Origin of the sequence: Streptomyces sp. NPDC005374 (assembly GCF_042872225.1) — a bacterium.
Lineage (GTDB): Bacteria > Actinomycetota > Actinomycetes > Streptomycetales > Streptomycetaceae > Streptomyces.
On the sequence record NZ_JBIAKA010000039.1, the window covers coordinates 1 to 24,811 of the forward strand.

Annotated in this window: 24 protein-coding genes and 1 pseudogene; 10 read left to right on the forward strand and 15 right to left on the reverse strand. The window is 69.2% G+C overall.

The window, feature by feature from the left end; translation table 11 throughout:
- Positions 1–11: 11 nt before the first annotated feature.
- A complete protein-coding gene (locus ACFYRX_RS46465; RefSeq protein WP_389113511.1) occupies positions 12–296 on the reverse strand; it encodes a hypothetical protein in 285 nt (94 codons plus the stop codon).
- A gap of 28 nt (positions 297–324) precedes the next feature.
- On the opposite strand from ACFYRX_RS46465, the pseudogene ACFYRX_RS46470 reads away from it, so the two are divergent.
- Positions 325–991 (forward strand): annotated as a pseudogene (locus ACFYRX_RS46470) (histidine kinase); the annotation flags it as partial.
- Between the two features lie 413 nt (positions 992–1,404).
- Here the strand turns inward: ACFYRX_RS46470 and ACFYRX_RS46475 are convergent.
- On the reverse strand, positions 1,405–1,908 hold the full coding sequence (locus ACFYRX_RS46475; RefSeq protein WP_389113465.1) for a hypothetical protein: 504 nt from the start codon (positions 1,906–1,908) through the stop codon (positions 1,405–1,407).
- A gap of 342 nt (positions 1,909–2,250) precedes the next feature.
- Positions 2,251–3,324, reverse strand: coding sequence for a medium chain dehydrogenase/reductase family protein (locus ACFYRX_RS46480; RefSeq protein WP_389113467.1), 1,074 nt, complete (start codon positions 3,322–3,324; stop codon positions 2,251–2,253).
- A gap of 423 nt (positions 3,325–3,747) precedes the next feature.
- Here ACFYRX_RS46480 and ACFYRX_RS46485 point away from each other — a divergent pair, with 423 nt between their 5' ends.
- Positions 3,748–4,449, forward strand: coding sequence for a TetR/AcrR family transcriptional regulator (locus ACFYRX_RS46485; protein ID WP_389113469.1), 702 nt, complete (start codon positions 3,748–3,750; stop codon positions 4,447–4,449).
- A 123-nt stretch (positions 4,450–4,572) separates the two neighbouring features.
- Here the strand turns inward: ACFYRX_RS46485 and ACFYRX_RS46490 are convergent, their stop codons facing one another.
- Positions 4,573–5,448, reverse strand: coding sequence for an endonuclease/exonuclease/phosphatase family protein (locus tag ACFYRX_RS46490; protein WP_389113471.1), 876 nt, complete (start codon positions 5,446–5,448; stop codon positions 4,573–4,575).
- 267 nt (positions 5,449–5,715) lie between these two features.
- Here ACFYRX_RS46490 and ACFYRX_RS46495 point away from each other — a divergent pair, with 267 nt between their 5' ends.
- Both ACFYRX_RS46495 and ACFYRX_RS46500 read left to right on the forward strand, forming a co-directional pair.
- On the forward strand, positions 5,716–6,384 hold the full coding sequence (locus tag ACFYRX_RS46495; RefSeq protein ID WP_389113473.1) for a hypothetical protein: 669 nt from the start codon (positions 5,716–5,718) through the stop codon (positions 6,382–6,384).
- A 536-nt stretch (positions 6,385–6,920) separates the two neighbouring features.
- On the forward strand, positions 6,921–9,578 hold the full coding sequence (locus ACFYRX_RS46500; protein ID WP_389113475.1) for a glycosyl hydrolase: 2,658 nt from the start codon (positions 6,921–6,923) through the stop codon (positions 9,576–9,578).
- Between the two features lie 35 nt (positions 9,579–9,613).
- Here the strand turns inward: ACFYRX_RS46500 and ACFYRX_RS46505 are convergent, their stop codons facing one another.
- A complete protein-coding gene (locus tag ACFYRX_RS46505; RefSeq protein WP_389113477.1) occupies positions 9,614–9,901 on the reverse strand; it encodes an acetyl-CoA synthetase in 288 nt (95 codons plus the stop codon).
- A 342-nt stretch (positions 9,902–10,243) separates the two neighbouring features.
- Complete coding sequence (locus ACFYRX_RS46510) at positions 10,244–10,435, reverse strand: hypothetical protein (protein WP_389113479.1); 192 nt, start codon at positions 10,433–10,435, stop codon at positions 10,244–10,246.
- Between the two features lie 135 nt (positions 10,436–10,570).
- Here ACFYRX_RS46510 and ACFYRX_RS46515 point away from each other — a divergent pair, with 135 nt between their 5' ends.
- Entirely contained in the window at positions 10,571–11,269 is a 699-nt protein-coding gene (locus ACFYRX_RS46515; RefSeq protein ID WP_389113481.1) for an SDR family oxidoreductase, read from the forward strand.
- Positions 11,270–11,297: 28 nt separating this feature from the next.
- Here the strand turns inward: ACFYRX_RS46515 and ACFYRX_RS46520 are convergent, their stop codons facing one another.
- Positions 11,298–12,170 carry an alpha/beta fold hydrolase gene (locus ACFYRX_RS46520; protein WP_389113483.1) on the reverse strand — a complete coding sequence of 291 codons (873 nt, stop codon included), beginning with the start codon at positions 12,168–12,170 and terminating at the stop codon, positions 11,298–11,300.
- A gap of 63 nt (positions 12,171–12,233) precedes the next feature.
- On the opposite strand from ACFYRX_RS46520, the gene ACFYRX_RS46525 reads away from it, so the two are divergent.
- Positions 12,234–12,839 carry a CGNR zinc finger domain-containing protein gene (locus tag ACFYRX_RS46525; RefSeq protein ID WP_389113485.1) on the forward strand — a complete coding sequence of 202 codons (606 nt, stop codon included), beginning with the start codon at positions 12,234–12,236 and terminating at the stop codon, positions 12,837–12,839.
- Positions 12,840–12,939: 100 nt separating this feature from the next.
- On the opposite strand, the gene ACFYRX_RS46530 is transcribed toward ACFYRX_RS46525, so the two are convergent.
- Positions 12,940–13,410, reverse strand: a complete 471-nt coding sequence (locus tag ACFYRX_RS46530) for an Lrp/AsnC family transcriptional regulator (protein WP_389113487.1) — start codon at positions 13,408–13,410, stop codon at positions 12,940–12,942.
- A 102-nt stretch (positions 13,411–13,512) separates the two neighbouring features.
- On the opposite strand from ACFYRX_RS46530, the gene ACFYRX_RS46535 reads away from it, so the two are divergent.
- Positions 13,513–14,007, forward strand: a complete 495-nt coding sequence (locus ACFYRX_RS46535) for a DUF2000 domain-containing protein (RefSeq protein ID WP_389113489.1) — start codon at positions 13,513–13,515, stop codon at positions 14,005–14,007.
- A gap of 24 nt (positions 14,008–14,031) precedes the next feature.
- On the forward strand, positions 14,032–15,723 hold the full coding sequence (locus ACFYRX_RS46540; RefSeq protein ID WP_389113491.1) for an alpha-keto acid decarboxylase family protein: 1,692 nt from the start codon (positions 14,032–14,034) through the stop codon (positions 15,721–15,723).
- A 92-nt stretch (positions 15,724–15,815) separates the two neighbouring features.
- Here ACFYRX_RS46540 and ACFYRX_RS46545 read toward each other — a convergent pair whose 3' ends face one another.
- Positions 15,816–16,070 (reverse strand): hypothetical protein, encoded by a 255-nt coding sequence (locus tag ACFYRX_RS46545; RefSeq protein ID WP_389113493.1) that lies wholly within the window; start codon positions 16,068–16,070, stop codon positions 15,816–15,818.
- Between the two features lie 403 nt (positions 16,071–16,473).
- Here ACFYRX_RS46545 and ACFYRX_RS46550 point away from each other — a divergent pair, with 403 nt between their 5' ends.
- On the forward strand, positions 16,474–17,946 hold the full coding sequence (locus ACFYRX_RS46550) for an amidase (RefSeq protein ID WP_389113495.1): 1,473 nt from the start codon (positions 16,474–16,476) through the stop codon (positions 17,944–17,946).
- Positions 17,947–18,029: 83 nt separating this feature from the next.
- On the opposite strand, the gene lpdA is transcribed toward ACFYRX_RS46550, so the two are convergent.
- Both lpdA and ACFYRX_RS46560 read right to left on the reverse strand, forming a co-directional pair.
- A complete protein-coding gene (gene lpdA, locus ACFYRX_RS46555) occupies positions 18,030–19,442 on the reverse strand; it encodes a dihydrolipoyl dehydrogenase (RefSeq protein WP_389113497.1) in 1,413 nt (470 codons plus the stop codon).
- A 135-nt stretch (positions 19,443–19,577) separates the two neighbouring features.
- Complete coding sequence (locus tag ACFYRX_RS46560) at positions 19,578–20,762, reverse strand: saccharopine dehydrogenase NADP-binding domain-containing protein (RefSeq protein WP_389113499.1); 1,185 nt, start codon at positions 20,760–20,762, stop codon at positions 19,578–19,580.
- Positions 20,763–20,877: 115 nt separating this feature from the next.
- On the opposite strand from ACFYRX_RS46560, the gene ACFYRX_RS46565 reads away from it, so the two are divergent.
- A complete protein-coding gene (locus ACFYRX_RS46565) occupies positions 20,878–21,486 on the forward strand; it encodes a TetR/AcrR family transcriptional regulator (protein ID WP_389113501.1) in 609 nt (202 codons plus the stop codon).
- Positions 21,487–21,542: 56 nt separating this feature from the next.
- Here the strand turns inward: ACFYRX_RS46565 and ACFYRX_RS46570 are convergent, their stop codons facing one another.
- From ACFYRX_RS46570 to ACFYRX_RS46585, 4 genes are all read right to left on the reverse strand, one after another.
- Positions 21,543–22,604: an LLM class flavin-dependent oxidoreductase gene (locus tag ACFYRX_RS46570; RefSeq protein WP_389113503.1), complete on the reverse strand. Its 1,062-nt coding sequence runs from the start codon at positions 22,602–22,604 to the stop codon at positions 21,543–21,545.
- Complete coding sequence (locus ACFYRX_RS46575) at positions 22,604–23,137, reverse strand: SRPBCC family protein (RefSeq protein ID WP_389113505.1); 534 nt, start codon at positions 23,135–23,137, stop codon at positions 22,604–22,606. The genes ACFYRX_RS46570 and ACFYRX_RS46575 overlap by 1 nt, the downstream gene beginning before the upstream one ends.
- A 111-nt stretch (positions 23,138–23,248) precedes the next feature.
- The gene (locus tag ACFYRX_RS46580) at positions 23,249–23,746 is read right to left on the reverse strand and encodes a winged helix-turn-helix transcriptional regulator (RefSeq protein WP_389113507.1); all 498 of its coding nucleotides are present in this window, start codon (positions 23,744–23,746) and stop codon (positions 23,249–23,251) included.
- A gap of 420 nt (positions 23,747–24,166) precedes the next feature.
- Positions 24,167–24,544, reverse strand: a complete 378-nt coding sequence (locus tag ACFYRX_RS46585) for a DUF805 domain-containing protein (RefSeq protein ID WP_389113509.1) — start codon at positions 24,542–24,544, stop codon at positions 24,167–24,169.
- Positions 24,545–24,811 lie beyond the last annotated feature (267 nt).

The following is a 24,811-nucleotide window of genomic DNA, read 5'->3' on the forward strand; positions in this document are numbered from 1 at the left end:
ACCTATCCATTTTAATGCCGCGTGACGTCGCACAGGGCGGTCGCCCTGCGAGCTGGAATTGTTCTTCCCTTCGAGGGGGCCCGAAGCCAGTCGGTACGGCGGTCGTGGGCCTCCCGCATGGCACTGGCACCGAAGTCGCGTATCGGGATGCGTTCCAGGAAGTCCCGCGGGCCGAGCGCCTCGGGTGACATGCCGAGGCCGAAGCCGTCCGCTTCCCGTACCCAGCGGCGGCTTTCCTCCGCACTGTCCGAGCCGGTGATGTTGCTGTGCTCCGCCTCCCTGGCGAGGTGCAGCACGCGGCCGGTCCGGAGCGGCGAGAGATGGAACGGCGCTCGCGGCGGTCGCGCTGCCCATGGCGGACCCCGGTTCGCTCACCGTGGAGATCGCCGTGGGGTTGGACGCCGAGGCGCACCGCGCTTCCAGGGCCTCGGCCCCGCCGTGGCGGTACCCTTCGGCACGGGCGAGGGCGGTGTCCGAGGCGTGCTCCTGTTGGCGCGGGAAGCCGGGCGCCCGTCGTTCTCAGCGACCGAGACGGAGACCCTTCAGGCCTTTGCCGCACAGGCCGCCGTCGCGATGGAACTCGCGGAACGACGCCAGGACGCCAGGACGCCGAGCAGATCGCGGTGCTTGAGAACCGTGACCGCATCGCCCGTGATCTGCACGATCTGGCGATCCAACGGTTGTTCGCCACGGGCATGACCCTCCAGAGCGCGGGCCGCTTCATCGATCACCCCGAGGCCTCCGAGCGTGTGGTGCGCGCGGTGGACGACTGGACGAGACCATCAAGTTCATCAGGTCCACGATCTTCGGTCTGCGCTCCCGTGAGAGCGCGGGCGCGGCCGGACTGCGGGCGCGTGCGGTGCGCGTCGTGGGCGAGGCGGCACCTGTGCTGGGCTTGGCGCCGAGCGTGCGGATGGAGGGGTTGGTCGACACCGTCGTACCGAGCGAGATCGCCGACCACGTGGTGGCCGTACTCTCCGAGGGCGGCACGGCGTTGGTGTGGTGGGTGCCGTTGCCGGCCGAGTAGCGAGCCGCGTCGGACTACCAGGACCCGCCCGAGGCAGTGCTGTCGATGCCACTCCCCCCTGGTCGTGGGCGTGGACGGGATCGGACGCGAACCTGCTGACGGTCGACTGGGCAACGGACCAGGCGGCCCGCCACCACCTGCCGTTGCGTCTGGTGTACGCCTCCCTGCGGGAACGCTGCGAGGAAGCCGCGCCGTCGACCGGCCCGGCACGCCGTGGCGGATCACATCGTCGCCTCGACGGCCGGGCACGCGGATGAACTGCTTTCGGAGAGCTGCGTGGTAGTGGTCGCCGGCGTCCGGTCGGCGGTGGCAGTGGCCGAGCGCGCCTGGTGAGGCGGTCAGCGTGGCGACTGCCCAGTGTCAGCCGATCGCGTCGCTCAGCCGGTCGCCTCGCAGTCGGTGTCGAGCAGCTGGATCGGCCGGGTGGCGTCCAGGTCGACGTACGCCTCGAAGGCGGCAGTGCTCTGACCGTTCTCGCCCCAGTGTGTGGTGACGGTGGCGTAGCCGACGCGGGCCGACTGGGCCGTGGTGACCGGGCCGATGTCGATCGACTGCGGCTCGTTCTGCGCACAGAGCAGCACGTCGAAGCCGTCGCTCGCGGCCACCTTCTCCTTCAGCTGCTCGGAGATGCCGTAGGCGCGGGCGAAGTCGCCGGGGCCGTGCTCGCCGTAGAAGGTCTCCAGGAAGGTGTGGATCTCCTGGGCCGTGTAGCGGCCGTTCGCGTCGGTCGGCTTCGCTACGGGCGCCGACACGGCGGCCGTCTTCGCGGCGGGGGCCGCCGACGCCGGTGCGGTGGCGGTGAGCGCCAGACCGAGGACGGCCGCGCAGCCGGCGGCAGAGAGGGCGATGCGTGCGGTCGGGCGGGTGCTGGTGCGGAACATGTGGGAACCCCGTTTTCGTTCGCTGTCGATGAGTCGGACGGTCCGTGCCGCCCTGGCCCGCGAGCCACGCTCACCGGGCCGGTCGCAAAGGGAGACCGGCGGCACCGGGAGGTAGTTGTGCTTGCTTCGACCGCTGTTCCCGTCCTGCGACAATCGCCACACCCCTGTCACACAGGGCCCCGCACGGGACACGCACCAGCCCGTTCCATCGGGTTGCTGCCCCACGTTGGCCGCAGCTCCCGAGCCTGCCGAAGACCTACCGCGCACGCCCGTCGACCTGCCCTGTCGGCCTCAACACTCCGTCCCGCCATGCGCATTGGTGGTAGCGAACGCGTCGGCCGCTCAGGGAACGAGGATGATCTTGCCGACGGCGGTGCGGCCGGAGGACTCCGCCAACTCCATGGCCGCGGCGGCCTCGGTGAGAGGGAAGCGGGCGGCGATCTTCGCGGTGAGTACGCCGTCACGCAGCAGGCCGAAGACGTGGGTGAGATCGGTGCGCAGCCGGGCCCGGAACACCTCACGCTTGGCCGAGTCCGGCTTGCCGGCGCCCGCCCAGACGTCGTAGAAACTCGCATGCCTGTGTGTGGGCAGGTAGTTCCAGAGCGCCAGTTTGGCCAGCAGCGGCAGGAAGTCGAGCAGCACGGGCCTGGTGTCGTCGAGCGCGGCCGCGATGCTGTAGGAGATCAGCGTGCCGGTGCGGTTCAGCAGTCGGTACGAGAGGGAGACGCTTGCGCCGCCGAGGTGGTCGAACACGGCGTCCACACCGTCGGGGGCCAGTTCCCGGACGCGGGCGGCCAGGCCGGGGTCCCGGTAGTCGATCGGCTCCACACCCAGGGCGCGCAACGCCTCGTGGTGGCGGGGGCCGGCCGTACCGATCACGCGGGCGCCTGCGTGGCGGGCGAGTTGCACCAGAACCGAGCCCACACCGCCGGCTGCGCCCGTCACGAGCACGGTCTGCCCCGCCCGCACCTTCGCGCTGCGGTGCAGCATCTGGTAGGCGGTCAGCCCGTTGACGATCAGTGTCTCCGCCTCGTGGGGGTCGATCCCATCGGGCACCTCCACCAGGTCGGCGGCGCTCAGCAGGACGGCGGTGGCCCAGCCGCCGGTCTTGGTCAGCGCGGCAACCCGTCGGCCGAGCAGTGCCGGGTCGACGCCGGTGCCGACGGCGTCGACGACGCCGACAAGGTCGTAGCCGGGCACGAACGGGAACTGGGGCTGGCCGTAGTAGCGGCCGCGGCGCATCGCGCTCTCCGCGAAGGACACGGCGGTCGACTCGACGCGTACCAGGGCCTGGCCGGCGTCGGGCCCCGGCAGGGTGCGGCGAACCGGTCGCAGACCGGACGGCGCCACCTTGCCCGGCAGCAGCAACTCGGTGGCGGTCACGGACGCCTCGCGGGCGGCACTCGTCTCGGTCATGATCGGATCCCCTCGTCAATGTGCGACTACTCTTCGCTTTGTTAATGGTCGTAACTATGCGCCTGCCAGTCATGCCGCGTCAACCAGTAACGGGAAGGGAGGCGGCCCACACTGCACGAGCAGGAGACGTGCCGCCGCGAGCGGCATCCAGGGGCTGCTTCGGCAGCCGGGACGAATCACCCGCCGAACGGGCCGTCGACGCGCACCACACGCCAGTCCGGACACTCGAAGCCACCGCGCTGCGGGACGCGTCATCCACGGCGCACGACCGGTCTCGGGCGCCTACCGCAACCGGGCGCCCGAGCAACCTCCTGCCGGTACAGCGCCACAACACTGCAGCCCCATGCCGCCCATGCATCGCGTTACTGTTCGTAGCACTCTGCAGGGTCCGTCATTATGTTTGCCATCCATTACAGTGTGACGATGACAAACGAAACGCGGCCGGTGAGCAGGCGTGAACGGCTACGGGCCCAGACGCTGCAGGAGATCGAGGACGAGTCGTTCGCGATCATCGACGCTGAGGGCGTACAGGCGTTGTCGATCGCGGCACTCGCCCGGAGCATGGCGATGTCCGCGCCGGCGGTCTATCGCTACTTCCCGTCACGGGACGCCTTGGTGGCCCACCTGGTGACCCTGTCCTACCAACAGCTCGCGGCGGCGATGGGCCAGGCCGTGGAGGGCAGCAGGAAGGCGCCGCGCACGCGAGTGCGTCTCGTGGTCACCGCCTACCGCGACTGGGCGCTGCACCACCGGCGGCGTTACGGGATGCTGTTCGGCGAGCGGGCCGACGACCTGCCCAGTGAGGTCACCACGCGGACTCCGCTGGATCAGGCGATGGCGCTGCTCATCGACATTCTGGCGGCCGTCAAGGGCACCGCCCCGGCCCGCAGCACCAGCGGCGACCGCACACTGGACGGGCAACTGCGACTGTGGGCTCGCACGCAGGAACGGCCCGACATCGCACCGGACGTGGCCCGTGCCGCCATCCTGATCTGGACGCGGATCCACGGAATCGTGAGCCTCGAACTCACCGGGGTGTTCGACGACCAGACGATCGAGGCGCAGCGGCTGATCGACCTGGAGATCGACAGCGCCATGCAGTCCCTGGGCCCGACCGGATCCTGACGCGACCGCCCGGGTGGCGATCACCGCATCGAGCAGGGCAAACGGGACCTGTCCTTGCTCCCACTCTCTTGCCGGCTTCCCAGAGCGCCCAACCAGCGGCGAGGGTTTCCGTGGCACATGGCGTTATGTGAGGTCCAGGTCGGCGTACAGCAGATGGTGGTCCGAGTACGAGGTGGGCTGCACACGGTGCCCGAGTGAAGTGATGCCCCGCAGGAAAACGTAGTCGAACCTGCTGTGCCAGTCGGTGGTCGGCTCGCACATGCCGGCGGACGAGGGCTCGCACCGGGGGTCCGCGTCGAGGGCCAGGGCCCACATCCGGGTCAGTTCGGGAGCGTCCGGTACCGCGTTGAAATCACCGAGAACGACGGCGCGCTCGTGCCGGGCGACCTCCGCGGCCAGGACACGGACCTGGTCTGCGCGGACGGCTTCCTGACGTCGTTCTGCCAGGTGTGTGTTGAAGACCCGGACGCGCTGGTCGCCCACTGTGGTGGTGACGGCCATGTACCCGCGGTCTTCGGATCCCCCGTCGGGGTATTCCACATTGACGTGGTCCGTCATCGGTGCTGCCGCCAGGATCGCCTGACCGAAGCCTCCCGGATTCCACGGCACTCCCCCGCAGCGGCCCCAATTCTGCAGAACCGTCCCGTACTCGACGTGGTAGACCAGCCCGTACACGCCTTCCAGATAGCCTCGGATCCTCTCGACGTCGCGTACGCATGCCTCTTGCAGGCCGATCACCTGGGGCGCGTGCGCGGCGATCTCGGCTGCCCGGTCGGCGTTGCTCTTCCCGCAGGGGTTGCACAGGTTCCACGTCATCACCCGGTTCGGCACCACATCCCTGGCCGCTTCGCCCGTCGGTGAGCTGCCGAAGAGGGCACTGCCCGGGGCGCTCGGGCCGACGAGCACTATGCAGATCATGACGACGGCGCCCGCGAGCAATTTCGCGCCCCTACCGAACACCAACGCCTCCTTCGTGCGGACACACCGGGCATCCGACATCTCATGAACGAGATTAGAGGAAGCCTGGTTCCGCGCAGTGAACGTTCCTGCAGCCCGATCCGATCGTCGCCTCCCCTCGACGCCTCACCTCCGATCCGCTGCTCAGCCCACTGTGCGCAAGGAGGACACCCCGTTTCCGGTTGTCCGTACTATCGCTACGACAGAGCGATGCGCAGGCGTACGGCTGCCGTCACAGGCACCGGTCCGGGGCGGCACCTACTCTTGCAAGCTGTCGACTTCGGCCTCAGACCGAGGAAAGGTTGTCCCATGTCCGAGAACACCTCCACGACCGAACTCACCTCGCAGTACAGCACCCAAGTCAGTGCCGACCTCGCGAGCAACGCCAAGGAGCAGGATCGAGTGGGCGAGGAAATCGCCCTGCTGCAGGAGCAGTTGGCGGCCCTCCAACGTGACCACCAGGTGCTGGTCAGCATTCAGCGAGCGATCGAATCGGCGCCGGTCCCCGCCGAGTCCGGAACCCCGTCGGGAAGTAACACGGCTCCCGCCCGTCGCCCCTCCCGCACTCCCCGCAAGAAGACAGCCGCCAAGTCCGGCGCGGGCAAGCAGTCGCGGACGAAGAAGACCGCACCCGAGCCCGACCTCGCAGCGTCCGACAAGAAGGCTGCGCAGGAGCCCAAGGAGAAGTCCGAGGACACCGCCTCGGCCCGGCCGACGCTGGTCGAGCTGGTCCGCCGCCACCTCACCGAGCAGCGCGAGCCGCGGTCGGCGGCCGAGATCTCCACAGCTCTTGGCCAGGCCCACCCCGACCGCGGCATCAAGACGACCGTAGTGCGCACCACCCTCGAAGGACTGGTCGCCCGCACCAAGGCACAGCGCACCAAGCAGGGCTCCTCCGTCTACTACACCTCGCCCGACTCACCACAGCAGTCGGCAGCACCGCAGGCCGAGGAGAAGGCCGACGCGACCGACGCATGACATGGGCCGGCGAGCCGTCCGTGGTGGTCGGCTCGGCCGCCGGTCTTCCAGCATCCTGACGAGGATCCCATCCGGCCCAGCTGTCCGCGGAGGCGGACCAGAGCAGGAACAGCGGTCGTGGTCGATCAGTGCGGCGCCCTCGCGGGCATCTCCTTTATACGGGTGCGGTGTTGAGGACCGGGCCCGGGCACATGGCACGGGCCGAACGCGGCAACTGCGCACGCCTGCCAGGACACCGACAAGGTCCGGAGGTGCCCCCGAATCGGGCGCTCGCCGACGGCCCCCCTGCTGGAGCGCCGGTCCCGTGTCGCCGCGACTCGGACACACACGCGATCGAAATCGGACCAGCAGAGAGCCGACGTGGACGTTTCGAGCTCCGACGCCCGACCCGCGAGCAAGCCAACCTTTCGCCCGGTCGACGTTCTTTACACGAAGCGACAGGCTCTGGTCAAAGACTTTCCAAGTGCCGGACACTCCCTCCCGCCCGTGGTCAGGTCCCAACGACGGCCGTACGTATGCCTGTTTGGGAGGACTTCGTGTCAGCAACAACTCGCAAGAGACGATGGCTCACGACCTGGGCCATCACCGCATCCGCCGCACTCGTCGCGATACCCGCAAGCGCCGCGTCCGGCCAGAACACCAGCCCCTTCGGGACCCGCGCACTCGACCGAGTCGCCGCCGAACGCGTGCACTCGGTGGGGGCCTTGACCCCCAAGCTGAAGGACGACGGCGACGACGACGATGGCAACGAGGCCGACGAGATAGCGGAGGGCGCGGACCAGTACGCCGAAGCGCGCACCTCGCCCGGTGTCGTCGCGCCGGGTGCCTACGGCGCGGCGTGGAACGACCTCGCCAACCTCCCTAGCACCGGCGGGACTTGGCGCAACGTCACCGACCTGCCGTACAACTCCGACGACCCGCGCTACCGCGACATCGACTCCAACTCCAGCGGCGGCTCCGGCAACGTCACCGGCCGGATGGCGGCGATCGCCGCCGATGACGACGGGTACGTGTACGCGGGCAGCGCGGGCGGCGGTGTGTGGCGTTCCAGGTCCGGCGGCGGGCACTGGCAGCCCATCAGCGACAGCCTGCCCGCACAGTCCACCGGCGCGCTCGCGCTGGACGGGACCGGTCGGCTGTGGCTGGGCACCGGTGAGGCGACGACCAACGCGGACGCCTACCTCGGCAGCGGCGTCTACGTCCTGTCCCACCCGCACAACGGCACGTTCTCCACCCGTAGCCGGGTCGGCGGCGACGAACTGGAGTCCACCAGCATCCACGAACTGCGCTTCGGTGGCAGCAAGGTGTGGGCGGCGACCACTGAGGGCGTGTGGAGCCACTCCACGAAGACGTTGAAGGGCGCCTGGAAGCTGGAGTTCGCGCCCAACCCCTCTTATCTGCCGGGCCGTTCGGACGCCGACGACCCCGACGCCCCGTACAAGAACATCGCCAACGACATCGCGATCGACCCGAAGGACCCGAGCAAGGTCGTTCTCGCGGTGGGCTGGCGCAGCGGCGACGACTACAACGGCTTCTACACCAAGGGCGCGGGCGGCACCTGGACCCGTATCACCAGCGGCCTGGGCGACCTGCCCGCCGACGCGGACAACGTCGGTAACGTCACCTTCGCCCGCTCCGCCGACGGCTCCCGGTACTACGCCATCGACCAGTCACCGGAGCAGCTGAACACCAACCCGGACAGCGGCCTGGAGGGTATCTACGTCTCCAAGTCCGGCTCCCCCACCGGCCCTTGGACGAAGATCGCCGACTACCAGGGCCTGGCAGCCGACGGCTCCGCGCTGACCACCAGCGGGTACATGCCGGGCGTGCAAGCCTGGTACAACCAGTTCCTGACCGTCGACCCGGCGAACGCGGAGCACGTGTACGCGGGTCTGGAGGAGGTCTACGAGACCAAGGACGGCGGCAGCACCTGGTCGACCGTGGGCCCGTACTGGAACTTCTCCTTCCCCTGCTGGAGCATCGACCCGGCCAAGCAGACCGGTGACTGCAGCCCGACCACCCACTCCGACCAGCACGGCGTCGCGATCGGCCGCTACCACGGCAAGAGCTTCGTGTACGTCGGCAACGACGGCGGTGTCTACAAGCGTCCTGTCAACGGCTCCCAGGACGCCTCCGGGCATGCCACCGACTGGACCTCGCTGAACGACGGCACCATCGACACCCTGCAGTACTACTCGGTGGGCATCGGCAAGGACCTCGACCACGGCGGCGTCTCGGTCACCGGTGGCCTCCAGGACAACGGCCAGTCCGTCCTGCGCAGCAACGACAAGGTGATGGGCTCCAACTTCGGCGGCGACGGCGGCGACACGCTCACCGACCCGGCCAACGGGTGCAACATCGCCGAGGAGTACGTCTACCTCTCCATCCAGGTGACGCAGAACTGTGCGGTGAATGACGGTAGTTGGATCGACGACGTCAGCAAGGCCACGTCGTACAGTGTCGCCCCGGCCGACAACGCGACCGGCGAGGCGCGCTTCATCGCCCCGCTCGCGGCCGACGCGAAGAACTCCTCGACGTGGATCGCGGGCGGCCGGCACATCTGGGTGCAGACCCACGGTTACGCCATCCGCAGCGGTTCGGAGTGGAAGAGCGTGTACGACCTCGGCGAGGGCCGCACCGCGACCGCCGTCGCGGCCTCGGGCGGCAAGGTGTACGCAGCCTGGTGCGGCCCCTGCAACAACCAGGGCTTCGCCCGCGGCATCTCCGTCGGCAACGCGGACGGCACCGGCTGGCACGACATCACCCTGCCGGCCACCGGCACGGACGGCACCGTACCCAACCGCTACCTCAGCGGCTTCGCCATCGACCCGAAGAACGCCGACCACGTCTACCTCACGGTCAACGGCTTCTCCCGGCAGTGGACCGAGGGGCCGGGTGCGGGTGTGGGTCACGTCTTCGAGTCCAAGGACGGCGGTACCACCTGGAAGGACATCTCGAAGAACTTCCCCGACGTGCCGACCGACTCCGCTGTCGTCACGCCGAACGGAGGCCTCGCCGTGGGCACCGATCTCGGTGTCGTCTACCGGGCACCGGGCCGTACGACCTGGCAGCGCGTCGGCAACCTCCCGGCGGTCGCCGTGCTCCAGCTGAAGCTGAGCCCCGACGGCAGCACGCTCTACGCGGCCACCCATGGCCGCGGCATCTACACGATCAGGGTGCGTGACTGCGGCTGACAACAGCGTGACAGGGATGGCCCCGGCCTCCGGGGTCATCCCTGCGTCGGATACGGCACCACGTCCACGCGCAGCGTCAAGGCGACCCGCGCCGCACCCGCGACATCCGGCGCCTTCGCCCGCACGGTGACGTCGGCCGTGCCGCCCCGGGTGCCCGCACACCGCAGCGCGGCGCGGGCCGTGCCGTCCGCGTCCACCTGCCAGCCGGACACCACGACGAAGACCGGCGCGGAACTCCGCACCGCCGTCCAGCGCCTGTCGTCCGCCCGGGGCTTCAGGACGAGGGACACCACGGCCCCCGGCCGCACGCACAGCGGCTGCACGACCGCGTCCCCAGGTCCGACGGTGACTTCCGCGTTCCCGGAAACACAGCTGGCCTCCGAAGGGCGCGGCGCGCCGGCCGATCCGGACGGCCTTCCACCGGTCGGGCTCGCGGACGGGATCGAGGTCGGAACCACGGACGCCTGAGTCGGCGAACCGCCCGACGACCCTGCCGTACCGCCGCTCCTGTCCGAAGGTCCTTGCGTGGACGTTCCGCACGCCACCAGGACGGCCACTCCGGCGACCGCCCACATTCCAGCCCACCACCGCATTCCGGCACCTCCTGGCCCACACACCGACACCAGCATGCCTCTTGGACGAGCATCCGAGCGTTCCGGTTCAGATCACGAAGCGCCCGGGCCGGACCGGACGCCCTCGATGGCCGCGTGCGGCCGGGCCGGCTCGGCGACTCGGCCACCGGTCGGACCGACGGCGACAAACACGCCGTCCAGGTTGTCGAGAGCCCTCGGCGGCGAGCATCCGGAGGCGGCGGTCGGCGCGCTCAGGTTGCCTGCGCGGATCGTCCTGTCGCTCATGGTCGGCGTCGCGCACCGGTTTGCGGTCACAGCCCCGTCCCGCTTAATATTACGCTCGTATTTTAATAGACCTTGGCCGCACTCGGACCACGCCATCAGCGCTCTGGTCATCACCTCACCTCACCGGGAACCTCCATGGACCTCTCCACCAGCACCGCCCTTGTCACCGGAGCCAACCGCGGCTTCGGCCGGGCCCTCGCCGCCGAACTGCTCAGCCGCGGCGCCACCGTCTACGCCGGCGCCCGCAACCCCGACCAGATCGACCTGCCCGGCGCCAAGCCGATCGCCATCGACATCACCGACCCCGCCTCCGTAGCGGCGGCCGCCAAGGCCACCGGCGACGTGACCGTCCTGGTCAACAACGCGGGCTCCTCCACCGGCGCCGACCTGCTCACCGCCGACCTCGACGACATCCGCCTGGAGATGAACACCCACTACCTCGGCACCCTGACGGTGGCCCGCGCCTTCGCACCCCAGATCGCGACCAACGGCGGCGGTGCCATGCTGAACGTCCTGTCCGGCCTGTCCTGGGTCAGCTTCCCGGAACTCGGCGCCTACTGCGCCGCCAAGTCCGCGGAGTGGTCACTCACCAACGCCCTGCGCCTGCAACTCGCCGACCAGGGCATCCGAGTGGCCGGTCTGCACGTCGGCTACATGGACACCGACATGGTCCGAACCGTCGACGCGAACAAGTCCGACCCCGCCGACATCGCGCGCATCGCCGTGGACGGCATCGCCGCCGGCGCCTACGAGATCCTCGCCGACAACGCCGCCCGCCAGGCCCAGGCGGCACTGTCCGGCGGCGTCTCCGCGATCTACCCGCAGCTCCCCTGAGGCGCACCCGCCCCCGTGACAGGGGCTCTCACCGGCTCGTCCCACCGGCCAGGAAAGGCCGCAGATGCGCGAGCATCGCCTCCGGCTGCTCCTCCGTGATGAAGTGACCGCACTCCGGGATCTCGGTACCGGTGACGTCGTCCGCGTAATCGCGCCAGATCTCCAGCGTGGGCAGCCGGGAGGGCAGCCCCACGGAACCCCACAGCGCCAGTACCGGCATGGTGAGGCGGCGGCCCTCGGCGGCGTCGATGTCGTCGAGGGCGATGTCCTCCTCGATGGCGCGGTAGTCGTCGAGACTCGCCCGCAGAGCGCCCGGCCGGGAGAACGCGCGGACGTAGCCGTCGACCGCTTCGGACGTCAGGCCGTGGCGGTTGTAGGTCCACCGCTCGAAGAAGTACTCGAGATATCCGCGGATGTCGGGTCCCACGAGGCGCTCCGGCAGGTCGGGCTGCGCATGGAACAGCCAGTGCCAGTATCCGGAGGCGAGGGAGGCATCCAAGCGACGGAACATCTCCCGGGTGGGCACGATGTCGAGTACGGCCAGCCGCTGCACCTGCTCCGGGCGGTCCAGCGCCCACCTGTGCGCCACACGGGCACCGCGATCATGCCCCACCACCGCGGCCGTCTCGAAGCCGAGCACTTCAACGAGGCCGGCGATGTCGGCAGCCATCCGCCGCTTGTCGTAACCGGTCGTGGGCTTGTCGCTCAGGCCGTAGCCGCGCAGGTCGGGGGCTACGACGGTGTGGTGGGCGGCGAGATCCGCGAGCACCGGCCGCCAGCAGTCGGAGGTCTGCGGCCAGCCGTGGAGCAGCACGAGCAAGGGGCCGGATCCCGCCCGGGTGTAGTGCAGGCGGACCCCGTCGACCTGCGCCACTCCGGTTGTCGCTGTCGGCTGTCCCATGAGCGCGCCTCCTCTGCATGACTAACCGTCTTAGACGGTTAAGCTAACGGGCACAATGGAGGCGTGGCAAGCGACGAGATGTGGATCTGGGACGGCGGGCGGGCCTGCCTGGACTTCACCAACACCCTCCGCCACCGGTGGCGGACCGCTCCGGAGGAGACGCTCCGGAACACGGACGACCTGGCCCTCTGGCTTCAGCAGGCCGGCCTGCTCACACCGGGCCCCCCGAACTCCGTCGCTGCCGCCGTGCTCGCGTCGGGCCGGCGGCTGCGCGAGGTGGTCGACCGGGCCGTACTCGCGGCCGCCGACGGCCGACTGCCGGCGTCCGGTGACATCACCCTGCTCAACCGAGCGGCAGCGGAAGTTCCCCGACCCGCCCTGCAGATCGCCATCGCGGACGGGCGCCTGGAACCCATCGGGGGCACGAGTACCGCCGTCGATGCCTCGGCCGCGCTGGCGCTGATCGCCCAGGACACCGTCGACCTGCTCCTGTCCGCCGAGATCCGGCGCGTGCGCGTCTGCGGCGCGGACCACTGTGCCCTGCGCTTCCTGGACCGCTCCCCCGCTCACAACCGCCGCTGGTGCTCCATGTCCCGCTGCGGCAACCGCACAAAGGTCCGCCTCCACCAGGCGCGGACCAAACGCAGTGAGCACACTCCGGAACACTGAGCCCATTACGGGTCACAGGTCTGACACCACCACGCTCGATCATGCCGTGCAGACTGTCGACGCGAAGCCACCACCCCGGCGTACCTTCCCGGCCGGAGCACTAGCCGATGCCGGGCGCAGGCCTGATGTGGTTGTTGGTGAGGTGCTCGTAGACGATCGAGGTGCGCACATCGGCGACCTCCGGGCGTTCGGTGAGACGGTCGATGACGAAGGCGTAGAGACTGGCGTTGTCGGGTACGGCGACGTGAAGGATGAAGTCCTCGGTGCCCGTGGTGACGAAGACGCCGAGAATGTCCGGCAGGCCCATGGCCCAGTTGCGGAAGCTCTCGATCACCGGGCGGGACGGTGGCCGGACGCGCACGGCGATGAGTGCCTGCACGGGACGCCCGATCGCGGGGAGGTCCACGTCGAGGATCGCGCCACGGATGATCCCCCGTCGGCGCAGGGCCCGGGTACGGTCGAGCGCCGTCGTCGGGGACACGCCGACTGCTGCGGCCACCTCCCGGTTGGTCTTCCGTGCATCCGACTGCAATTCCCGCAGAATCGCCGTATCAAGTTCGTCCATGGCCATGGCAGGAACCATCCTTCCGTCATAAGTACGGGCTCGTTGAATTATTTCCGCAGTCATGTCTAGCATCTCGCGCATCTTCCGTACGAGATGAGGAAACGGGCCATGAGCGTGGTTACGGTCAACCAGTCCGACGGCGCCATGGTCGGCTTCGCCCCGAGCGAGGTCGACCTCAGCCTGTCGACCCGCTCGGCTCGCCTGAAATGGGTGATCGTCGTCAACAGCGAGCTGCCTCCGGGCCGTGCCGCGAACGCCGCGGTCTGCGCTGCGGCTCCCACCGTGGCTCGAGTTCCGGGCCTGCTCGGGGCGGACGTCTCCGACGCCACGGGGTCCGTCCACCCAGCGCTGCCCTGGGTGGGCTGCTCGGTGCTCGTCGCCGATCCGGCTGCGCTGCGCGCCATTCGCGCGAAAGCGGCCTCCTACGCCGACACCTTCGTCGCCGACATGCCTGCCGTCGCCCAGCACACCCTCGTCTACACCGACTACGCGGCATCCGTGGAGAACACCGACGGCGCGGAGCTGGACTACTGCGCGGTCAGCATCGTCGGCCCCCGCAACCGCGTTTCCAAGATCGTCGGAAAACTGCCCCTGCTGGGCTGAACGCTTCCAGAAGGCAAGGACCTCATGAACCAGGAATCACCGTCCACCATCAGCGGACATCTGCTGGACCGTATCGCCGCGGCAGGCGTGCGCCATGTCTTCGGCGTCCCCGGCGACTACAACCTCGCGCTCCTCGACGAGATCGACGACCACCCCCTCCTGCGCTGGATCGGCAACGCGAACGAGCTCAACGCCGCCTACATGGCCGACGGTTACGCCCGGCTGGGCGGTTTCGCCGCCCTAGTCACCACCTACGGTGTCGGCGAACTGTCCGCGATCAACGGCATTGCCGGGTCCTACGCCGAGAGCGTGCCTGTCCTCCATGTCGTCGGCGCCCCCACCCGGGAGATCCAGCGCCGGGGCCTGCCCGTCCATCACAGCCTGCTCGACGGCGACCACGGCCATTTCCTGCGCGCGGCAAAGGAGGTCACCTGCGCCGCGGCGACTCTGACCGAGGAGACGGCGGTCCAGGAGATCGACCGCGTTGTCGCCACCGTCCTGCGGGAGAAGAAGCCGGGGTACCTGGCCATACCGTCGGACCTGGTCGGCCTGCCGTGCCAGGGTGCCGTCGCCCCTGCGCCCGCTACCGGTTCGGTGCGCGGAGACGCGGGAGACAGGGTGCGTGACTTCTCCGAAGCCGCGGCCCGGCTCCTGGACGACGATGCCGAGGTCACCGTGCTCGTGGACTCCCTCGCCGCGCGCCACGGGGTCCGACCTGAGCTCGACACCCTTCTGCGCAAAGGGCGGTCGGCGGTGGCCGTCACTCCCGGCGGCAAGGGTGTCATCGACGAATCCCTCGCTGCGTTCATCGGCGTCTACAACGGGGCGATATCCGCGCCGGAGGTCCGGCGCAAGGTCGAACAGGTGGACGTGACCATCGGTGTCGGCCTGGTCGAACACGACCTCAACACGGGCGGATTCACCACCGGCATCGAAACGTCCCGCCTGATCGGCCTCCAGCCCTCGTACGCCACCGTCGGTGCGCAGCGGTTCGAGGGCGTCACCATCCGCCAGGCACTCGACGAGCTCGCCCGCCTGGTCCCGGCCGCGCTCGACACCTTCGACACAGTCGCACCCGCGGCCGACGCCACCCCGCTGCCCACCGGCCCCGCCACCGCCGATCCCTCCACTCCGCTCGACCAGGATCTGCTGTGGGACCGGCTCGGCCGCTTCTTCCAACCCGGCGACATCATCGCCGCCGACCAGGGAACGGCGTTCTACGGCCTCATCGGCCAGCGCCTGCCGGCCGACGTCGAGGTCATCGCGCAACCCGGCTGGTCCTCCATCGGCTACGGCCTGCCCGCCGTCGCGGGCGCTCAACTCGCGGCATCGCCGAACCGGCGCGCCGTCCTGGTCATCGGGGACGGCGCGGCCCAACTGACGGTGCAGGAGATCGGCACCATCGCCCGCGAGGGCCTCGCCCCGATCATCGTTCTCGTCAACAACGACGGCTACACCGTCGAACGAGCGATCAACGGATGGAACGCGGCCTACAACGACATCACCCGTTGGGACTGGCAGGCCGCCCCCGGCGCTCTCGGCGCCGACGCCGTCACCGCGCAGGCCCGCACCCTCGGAGAGCTCCACGACGCACTCACCCGATTCTCGGCGCATACCGATCGAATCCGATTCCTCGAAGTGATCGTTGGCAAGCACGACCTGCCGCAAGTACTCAGCGACACAGCCAGGGCAGTGGCGGAGCGCAACTCCCGCTGAGAGGCCCCTGCCCATGCCGCATTCAACCGGCCTACTGCAGGATCAGCCCCGCCGACAAACCGACGAGATCAGTAAGCGACCCCGCACTGGCATCACCCCAGGACGACTTCACCGACATCCCAGTCGTGGACCCACCCGCACAGCCCGCTGACCGCATACTTCGCCGGGTTGAGCAGGTGCGGGGCCACAAGCGCCGCCGGCTCGGAGTGAACGGGCAGCAGCAGACGTACCCGGTCACCGTGGTCGACTGCCGACAGGACCGCACGGCTCGCGGCGTCCACATCGAGGGCGCCCACGCACAGTCGGACCGGCAGGTTGGTGCAGCCTTCCTTGGACAAGGCGTGCACGCCCATCCGACCCTTGGGCAACCAGTTCCGCTGCCCGGCACCACCGAGAAGTCGGCTTGCAGGTTTCAGACGTGCCCCACCCTCGCAACTCCGCGCCGCAGTGCAAGCCATCCTTGATGCCGGAACAGCCGCCGAGACACTGCGAAACGATGTCCACGCCGAGGGCACAGTCGTCACACTCGTCCGTCCTTTCACGACGAACTCACTGCCGGGAGGAGCCCGAACCGGGCGGCTGAGAAGCGAGCTCAGGCAGGTCGCTGTTCATTCCGGTCCACGGTCCCGTACCCGTGAGGCCCCTCCGCAAGGCATTGCCTTCCACTCGCCCTCAGCCTATGGTCTGCCGAATGTAATATTACGACCGCCATTCCGCTCGGCGCCGTCGGAATCAGAGATGAGGCATGCCGTGAGTGACGTCCCCTTCCAGTCCGCCGTGCAGCAGTCACGCGCGCTGGCCGCGGGTGAGATCTCAAGCCGGGAACTCGTCGAGATCTATCTCGAGCGCATCGCCGTTCACAACACCGCACTGAACGCGGTGGTGACCCTGGACCCCGAGCGGGCCCGCCGCGAGGCGGGGAAGGCCGACGCCGCTCGGGCGGCGGGCCAGGACCTCGGTCCGCTGCACGGCATGCCGATCACGGTCAAGGACAGCTACGAGACCGCAGGTATGCGCACCGTCTGCGGGCGCATGGATCTGAAGGACTACGTGCCCGACCAGGACGCCGAAGCGGTCAAGCGGCTGCGCGCGGCCGGTGCGGTGATCATGGGCAAGAGCAACATGCCTCCGGGCAACCAGGACGTCCAGGCCGACAACCCGGTGTTCGGCCCCTCGTCAAACCCGTGGGACACCACCCGCACCTCGGGCGGATCCGCCGGAGGCGGCGCCGTCGCCACCGCCGCGGGCCTCACCACGTTCGACTTCGGCTCGGAAATCGGCGGATCAACCAGGATCCCGTCCCACTTCAACGGCCTGTACGGCCACAAGTCGACCTGGCGGTCGATCCCGCTCATCGGACATGTCCCCTACGGGCCGGGCGCAGGACGATGGACGGAAGCCGACATGGCCTGCGGCGGCGCACAGGTCCGGGACGCCCGTGATCTCGTCCCGATCCTGCGGGCGACTGTCGGGCCGGCCGACTACGACGGTGGTTTCAGCTACACGCTCGCACCGCCGCGCGCGACCAGGCTCGGCGACTTCCGGGTCGCCGTCTGGAGTGAGGATCCCTCGTGTCCGGTCGACGGCGACATCACGGAAGCCGTCGACGATGCGGTCAGCGTGCTACGCAGGGCCGGCGCGAAGATCACCGTCCAGCCCGCGAACCTCCCCGTCGACATCGGGACGAATCACAGCAAGGCCTTCTCGCCCCTGCTCTTCGGCGCGGGCGACCGCACCGGCCTCGCCCCTGCCCCAAGCGCCGCGACCCTGGCCCGGTTCGTCCAGCACCCACGGGGCGACGCCGGACCCGCCCTGCGCGGAACCTTCCAGTCCCACTTCCACTGGTTGCAGGCCAATATGGTGCGCAACGAGCTCCGGCAGCGATGGTTCGAGTTCTTCCAGGACTTCGACATCGTGCTCATGCCGGTCACCCCGACGGCCGCCCCCGCTCATCACGACAAACTGATCGACTGGTTCGGGCGGCCCTTCGAGGTCGACGGTGTACGACGCCCTTACTGGGACCAGGTCAAGTGGAGCGCCGTCGCCAACGTCTCCGGAGGGCCGGCAACGACCATCCCCGTGCGCAAGGGCAGGACCGGACTGCCCATCGGTCTGCAGGCCATGGGCCCGAGCGGAGGCGATCTCACCACCATCGAATTCGCCGCACTGCTCGGCCGGGAAGTCGACGGCTTCGTGCCGCCCCCGGCCCTCGTCCAGACCTGACCGCCCAGCTGAGGGAACCAGTCCTCCTGTCCCTTCCCCAGAGCACACCGCGAACTCGTAGGCGACGACCGCATCACATACCGCTACATGTTGATCATGTGGCCGGCGAGGCCATGAAGCGCTTCCTTGACCGCTTCGCCGAGGGTGGGGTGGGCATGGACGTTGCGGGCGAGTTCGTGGACCGTGAGGTCCCACTGCTGGGCCAGGGTCAGCTCGGGGAGGAGCTCGGTGACGTCGGGGCCGATGAGGTGGCCGCCGAGGAGCTCGCCGTACTTCGCGTCGCTGATCAGCTTGACGAACCCGGTCGCGTCGCCCAGGCCGTGGGCCTTGGCGTTCGCGGTGAACGGGAACTTGGCGACCTGGACGTCGTACCCCTTCTCCCTCGCCTGTGCCTCGGTGTAGCCGAAGCTGGCGATCTGCGGCTGGCAGAAGGTGGACCGCGGGATCATCACGTAATCCAGCTCCATGGTCTCCGCGTCCGCGATCGTCTCGGCGGCGACCACGCCCATGGCCTCGGCGGCGTGCGCGAGCATCAACTTCGCGGTGACGTCCCCGATGGCGTAGATGTGCGGGACCGAGGTGCGGCACCGGCCGTCGACGTCGATCGCGCCGCGCTCGGTGACACGTACGCCGGTGTTCTCCAGGCCGTAGCCGGTGACGTTCGGCGCGAAGCCGATCGCCTGCATGACCTTGTCGGCCTCCAGGACCTGCTGGACGCCGTCCTTGCCGGTGACGGTGACGCGGACCTGCGGGCCGGACTCGTCGATCGACTCGACGCGGGTCGAGGTGAGGACGTCGATGCCCAACTTCCGGTACTGCTTGGCCAGTTCGGCGGAGACCTCGGCGTCCTCCAGTGGGGCGATCCGGTCCAGGAACTCGACGATGGTGACCTTGACGCCGTAGTTGTGCAGTACGTAGGCGAACTCGACGCCGATGGCCCCGGCGCCCGCGATCACGATCGACTGCGGCAGGTCCTCGGCGAGGATCTGCTCCTCGAACGTCACCACCCGTGACGTACGGCGGGTGCCGGGCAGCAGCTTGGGGCTCGCACCGGCGGCGATGATGCAGTGGTCGAAGCCGATGGTGCGGGTGTTGCCGTCGTAGTCGGCCACCTGGAGCGTGTGCGGGTCGACGAATGTGCCGCGACCGCTGATCTCCGTGATCTTGTTCTTCTTCATCAGGAAGTGGACGCCCTTGACCCGGCCGTCCGCGACCTTCCGGCTACGGCGGAAGGCCTCGCCATAATCGAACGAGACCTCGCCCTCGACCTTGATGCCGAAGGTCTTCGCCTCGCGCGTGAAGATGTGCGCGAGCTCCGCGTTGCGCAGCAGGGCCTTGGTGGGGATACAGCCCACGTTCAGACAGACGCCGCCCCAGTACTTCTCCTCGACGACCGCGACGCGCTTGCCCAGTTGGGCGGCCCGGATTGCGGCAACATACCCGCCGGGGCCCGCGCCGAGTACGACGACGTCGAAGCGCTCATCCTGCTCGTCCATGGACGGCTTCCTTTCCACTGGGGCGGCCGGCACCCTGAGGGCCCGGCTCACCCCGATCGAACAACCTGTTCAACAACTCGACGATTACTTCTTGGGCTTCCGCTTCAGCGTCCCGGCACCGTGATCTATGCCCGCTCACCCATCATCGACGGCGCGCCGACGCGCCGTCGACTTCGTGCACTCCGGCCTCGGCGGCACCGAACCTGAGCGTGTCGAGACCGAAGGCGGCGACCGGGCCGTGTGCACCGGGCTTGAGGACGGCATCCGGATGCGCGGCGTGGCGGCGCCCCATGCCAGGAGGGAGCCCGTCATCTCGTACGGATCAGGTCCGGTGAGGGCCGTCGTGGCCAGAGGCCGGCCCTGGCCGTCGCGGGCGACCGCGATCACCAGGGAACGCCCGTCCGAATCCGGTTCGCGCAGTGCTCCCGGGAGCCGCCCGGACCACCGCTCCAGCGCAGCCCGCACCTTCGACGAGCGCAACAGCGGTGCCTGGATCGTGGCGGCGATCTGCACCGGGCGCGTCCACCGTCCGAACCACCCGAGGCCCACCTCGACGCTCTCCAACTGGGGGAAGACCTCCGGCAGTCCGAGATGCTCCGTGCCGGGGACGGTCATGGCCGTTCGCTTCACACCGCCGTAGTGGAAGGTGCGCACCCGCTTGCCCACGCGCTCGTCGACCACACGGGCGGCCGCCCAGGGACGCGGGCTGCGGTAGGCGAACCCGGCTTCGGCCGCCGAAGCGACCAGCGTCTGACGTGTACCTCCCGTGGTCAGGGCGTAGGCGTCCCGCATGGTGCTGCGGTAGCGCAGTTCGTCCCCGTGTCCGGCTCGGGTGATGAAGTAGCCGGTCTCCACATGGCGTGCCCGCTCGCCCGCCCGCGTCAGGGCGAGCGCGCCGGCGAGGTTGCCCGGCACGTAGTCGTACCCGAACGCGGGCACGAGGGTCGCTCCTCGGACGGCCGCGACGGCGTCCAGTTCAAGGAGGACGCGGCGGGCGAAGGTCCCCTCCCCCGTCGAGTCGAAGTAGTGGGCCCCCGCCCGCGCGGCAGCCGTGACCGCGGCCGTACCGAGCCGCATGAACGGCCCGATGGTGGAGACGACGACATCGCCGGGTTCCACGAGGCGCGTGAGGTCCGCCGTCGAGGTGACGTCGACCTCGGCCACCGGCAGGTCCGCCTCGAAGCGGTCGGCCAGGGTCAGCATCCTGGTTCGGCTCCGCCCGGCCAGGGTCGGCTTCTCCCCGCGTGCGAGCAGTTCCCGGAGCACCCGCTGCCCGGTGTACCCCGTCGCACCCAGCAACACGATCCTGCGCTTTTCCACGGCTCCGCCTGCCTTCCGGAGGGCACTGTCACCATTCGACTGACCCTTGGTCATTCACTGACTTCAGGTCATCGAATATACGATGGTGCGCATGCGAGGGCCAAACCGACGACAGATGTATGCGGAACAGACCCGTGCGGACCTGGTGACGGCCGCCCGGAAGCTGTTTGTGGAGAGCGGGTTCGCCAGCACGTCGGTCGAGGCGATCACCGGGGCGGCACAGGTGAGCAAGGGCACCTTCTACAGCCACTTCCCGGACAAGAAGGCGATGTTCGCCGAGCTCTACACCGAACTGCTCCAGCAGGTCGGTGCCCTCGGCGACGCGACGTGCGAGGCGCTTCGTGCGACAGGGCCGGACCAGCCCGCCATGACCGCGGTCGCCGACCTCACGCACGCCTTCCTGCGGCGGACCATCGACGACCCCCTGCACCGGGAGCTGATGGTCCAGGCGCCCTCGGTCCTGGGAGGGCAGTACCGGCAGCTCAACGACGGCGTCGCCCAGCCGCCGATCGAGCGGCTGCTGACCGTTCTGGCCGAACGCGGCGAACTGCAACCGGACGTTCCCGTCGGCACTGTCGCCCGACTGCTGCTGGCCGGCCTGTGCGAGGGCAACCAGATCATCGCCGCCTCGGTGGACCGGGAGGAGGCCCTGACCAGGACGTTCCACGCGATCACCCTGCTGATGTCGGGCCTGGCGGCCGACGGCATCAGCGCCCGCGGTTGATCCGAACCGGGGCCTGACCGACGACTCAAGGCGTCGTCGGCCGCCACAGCCTGCCGCTACCGCGCCGCCTCGTCCTCGATGCCGCGGACCAGCTCGATGGCCCGGCCCAGGGTGGCGAGGCGGGCGTCGAGGCTCTCGCCGGCGGGATAGAAGCGAACGGTGTCGACACCGGCGTCGCGCCACACGCGCAGCCGCTCGCGCACCATGTCCTCGGTGCCGATCAGCGTGGTCGCCAGCACCATCTCGTCGGTGACCAGGCCGGCGGCCCCGTCCCGGTCCCCGGCCTGCCAACGGGCCCGCACCTCGGCCGCCACCTCGGCCCAACCCTGGCGGCTGTAGGCGTTGTTGTAGTAGTTCGTGGTGGCGGAGCCCATACCGCCGAGGCTGAAGGCCAGCTCCTTCTTTCGTCCCGCCACCATCACGCGCAGCGCGTCCTCGTCGTCCGCGAAGGCGACCTCGGCGCCCTGGCAGATGTCGAGGTCGGCGCGCGTACGACCGGCGTCGGCCAGACCCCGGTCCAAGTGGTCGAAGTACGCCTCCTTGGCGCCCTCGGGTACGAAACTGGTGCCCAGCCAGCCGTCGGCGATCTCACCGGTCAGGTGCAGCATCTTCGGCGAGAGGGTCGCCAGGTATACGGGGATGTCGTGCTCGGCGCGCATGGACAGGCGCATGGGCTTGCCCTCCCCGCCCGGCAGCGGGATCTGGAACTCACGGCCGGAGTGGGACACCTTCTGCCCCGAGGCGGCCTGTCGAACGATCTCGACGGTCTCGCGCATCCGGGACAGCGGCCGGTCGAACGGCACGCCGTGCAGGCCTTCGATCACCTGTGGTCCGGAGGGGCCCAGCCCCAGGAGGAAGCGCCCCTGGGAGATCTGCGACAGCGTGATCGCGGCGCGGACGATGGCCATCGGAGTGCGGGTGCCGAGCTGGATGATTCCCGATCCGAGAAGCATGCGCTCCGTCTTCGCGGCGAGGTAGCCCAACGGCGAGGGCGCCTCGGAGCCCCACGCCTCCGCCACCCAGCAGATGTCCAGACCGAGTCGCTCCGCCTCGGTGACGTAGTCGACGATCTCCCCCCAGTCGCCACCGGAGGCCTCGATCGTGGTCGAGGTACGCATCACAGACCCACCTCGCCCGGGGTCCGGGCACTCTCGGCCAGCTTCTTGACCCCTTCGACGGTGGCGGCCATGTTGGCCTCGAACTCCCGCATGCGCACGAAGACGATCTTCTGTTCCTTCTCCGGCATGCGGTCGATGGCGAAGGAGAGACCCGAGCGGGCAGGACCCATCTGCATCCACTCGCGCAGCAGCGTGCCTCCGCCCTGCGGCTCCAACGTGAACCGCCAGATCGCCGTCGGGTGCTGCGGATCCTCGACCGCCCAGGCGAGCCTCCTCGGCGGCTCGTACTCGACGATGTGGGACGTAGTGGCCCACTCCCCCAAGGCGTCATGCTTGCTCCGGCCGACGAACCGGGCTCCCAGAGCGGGGCCGCTCCCGCCGTCCAGCCATTCCACCGACTGCAGTTCGGAACTCATGCGCGGCATCAGCTCGATGTCGGACACCAGCGTCCACACCTGAGCCGGAGCGGCGGCGATCCAGGTCTGGACCTCTGCCGTCGGCTTGTCCGCGTAGCACGCGCCCGTCCACTCCATGATCCCGCAGCCTCCCTGCCGCCAAGAACGCCCGCATAAGCGCCTGGCCAGTAAAGTTGCGTAGATAGACCTGCTTGTCAAGGGTCACCTGACAACCACGGCACTGCCGAATCAACCCGCGAACCGCTCCCGCACGTCCGGCCGTTCGGCCAGATGCGGTGGATAGCCGGGTCCCATCCTGGGATGGGTGTTGTCCGCGGTCATGGGCTCACCGCAGGCCGCGCACACCACCTCGGCATGGGCCTCCTGACCACAGGTCTCGTGACGCATCGTCACCGGCGCACCCGCTTCGCCAGACAGCCAGCGGTCCCCCCACCGGTTCATCACCAGCAGTACGCCGAAGAAGTCGCGCCCCTTCTCGGTGAGCACGTAGTCGTGGCGCACCGGCTCCGTCTGGTACGGCTGCTTCTCCAGCAACCCCTCCTCCACCAGTCGGCGCAGCCGGTCCGCCAGCGTGTTGCGGGCGATCCCGAGCGACTCCTGGAACGCGTCGAAGCGCCGGATGCCGTAGAACGCCTCACGCAGCACCAACGGCGTCCACCAGTCGCCGAGCAGGTCCATGGTCCGCGCGATCGAGCAGGGCCACTGCGCAAAGGATGTCCGCCTCATGCGGACCAGCATAGGTTCGCCCAGTCCCGTCGATCGAACCAAGGGCCACGTATTCCCAGGTCAGAGGCCAATTCCGCTGGCTTCCCACCCATGCTTGAGATGGGTGGTTCACCCGAGCTGCCGGAATCAGGCGGGTTGGTGGAGACCGCGGATCCGGGGCGGCCGTACGTGCTGCTGGACGCGGACGGGGCCGTGGTGGGGCGATAGCCAGGCCCAGCTGGGCGCCGACGACGGCGGTGCCGGTCGTGACACGTTCTTCCAAGAAAACGTCGGTGGCCGAGCGCTGGTGCGGCCGCTCGTTGGCGCGGGCCGGGTGCGCCGATGTCCGATCGGCCGCCACCGGAGCCGAACGCCACCAGGGCTCGCTGTCGCGGCCGATCCGCCGGGGTTCCGGCCCACCCCGTCGCGTGCCCGACCAGCTCAGCCGACGGGGTGCGCGACGGCTTTGGGAGAGGGTCCGTACTGGTTGGCGCTCGGGGTGCTGTCCACCGTCATGCCCACGAGGTAGATGATCGGGCCGACGACCGGGATCAGGGCGATGAGCATCCGCCGGCCGGACTTGCCCGTGTCGTGGAGTCGGCGGACCGACACGGCCAGCATGGGCACGATGAACGGGAGCAGAAGGATGCTCAGCAGCGGGGCCTCGATCGCGAGGCCGGCTCCGACGATCACAACGGTCGCGCCCATATACAGCACCGAGTACCACCAGTACTCCGCGCGCCGGGCGCGACCGGAGAAGGTGGCGTACTTGGCAGTGAGACAAATCCGTACCGCGTCGGTGAACGACACGCTGGTCACAGCGGGTCCTTTCGCAGAGACGTATGGGGGCCACGGTGGATCGGACCACCCCTCGGGGTGGGTTCAGCATCGAATCCGGCTCCTGTTCGATCAGGAGCCGGATAGGGTTATCCGATTCACGATCCGGATAGGGCGATCCGATTCGCCGCAGCCAGCGTAGCACTGAAAGTGGATAGGCCGTTCCGATCGCCAGGGTGGGGCCACCCCTTCCACGACTTCCCGTGCCGGTTCGGCGGGACCGTGGGCGGCACCCGTAAATGGATAGGG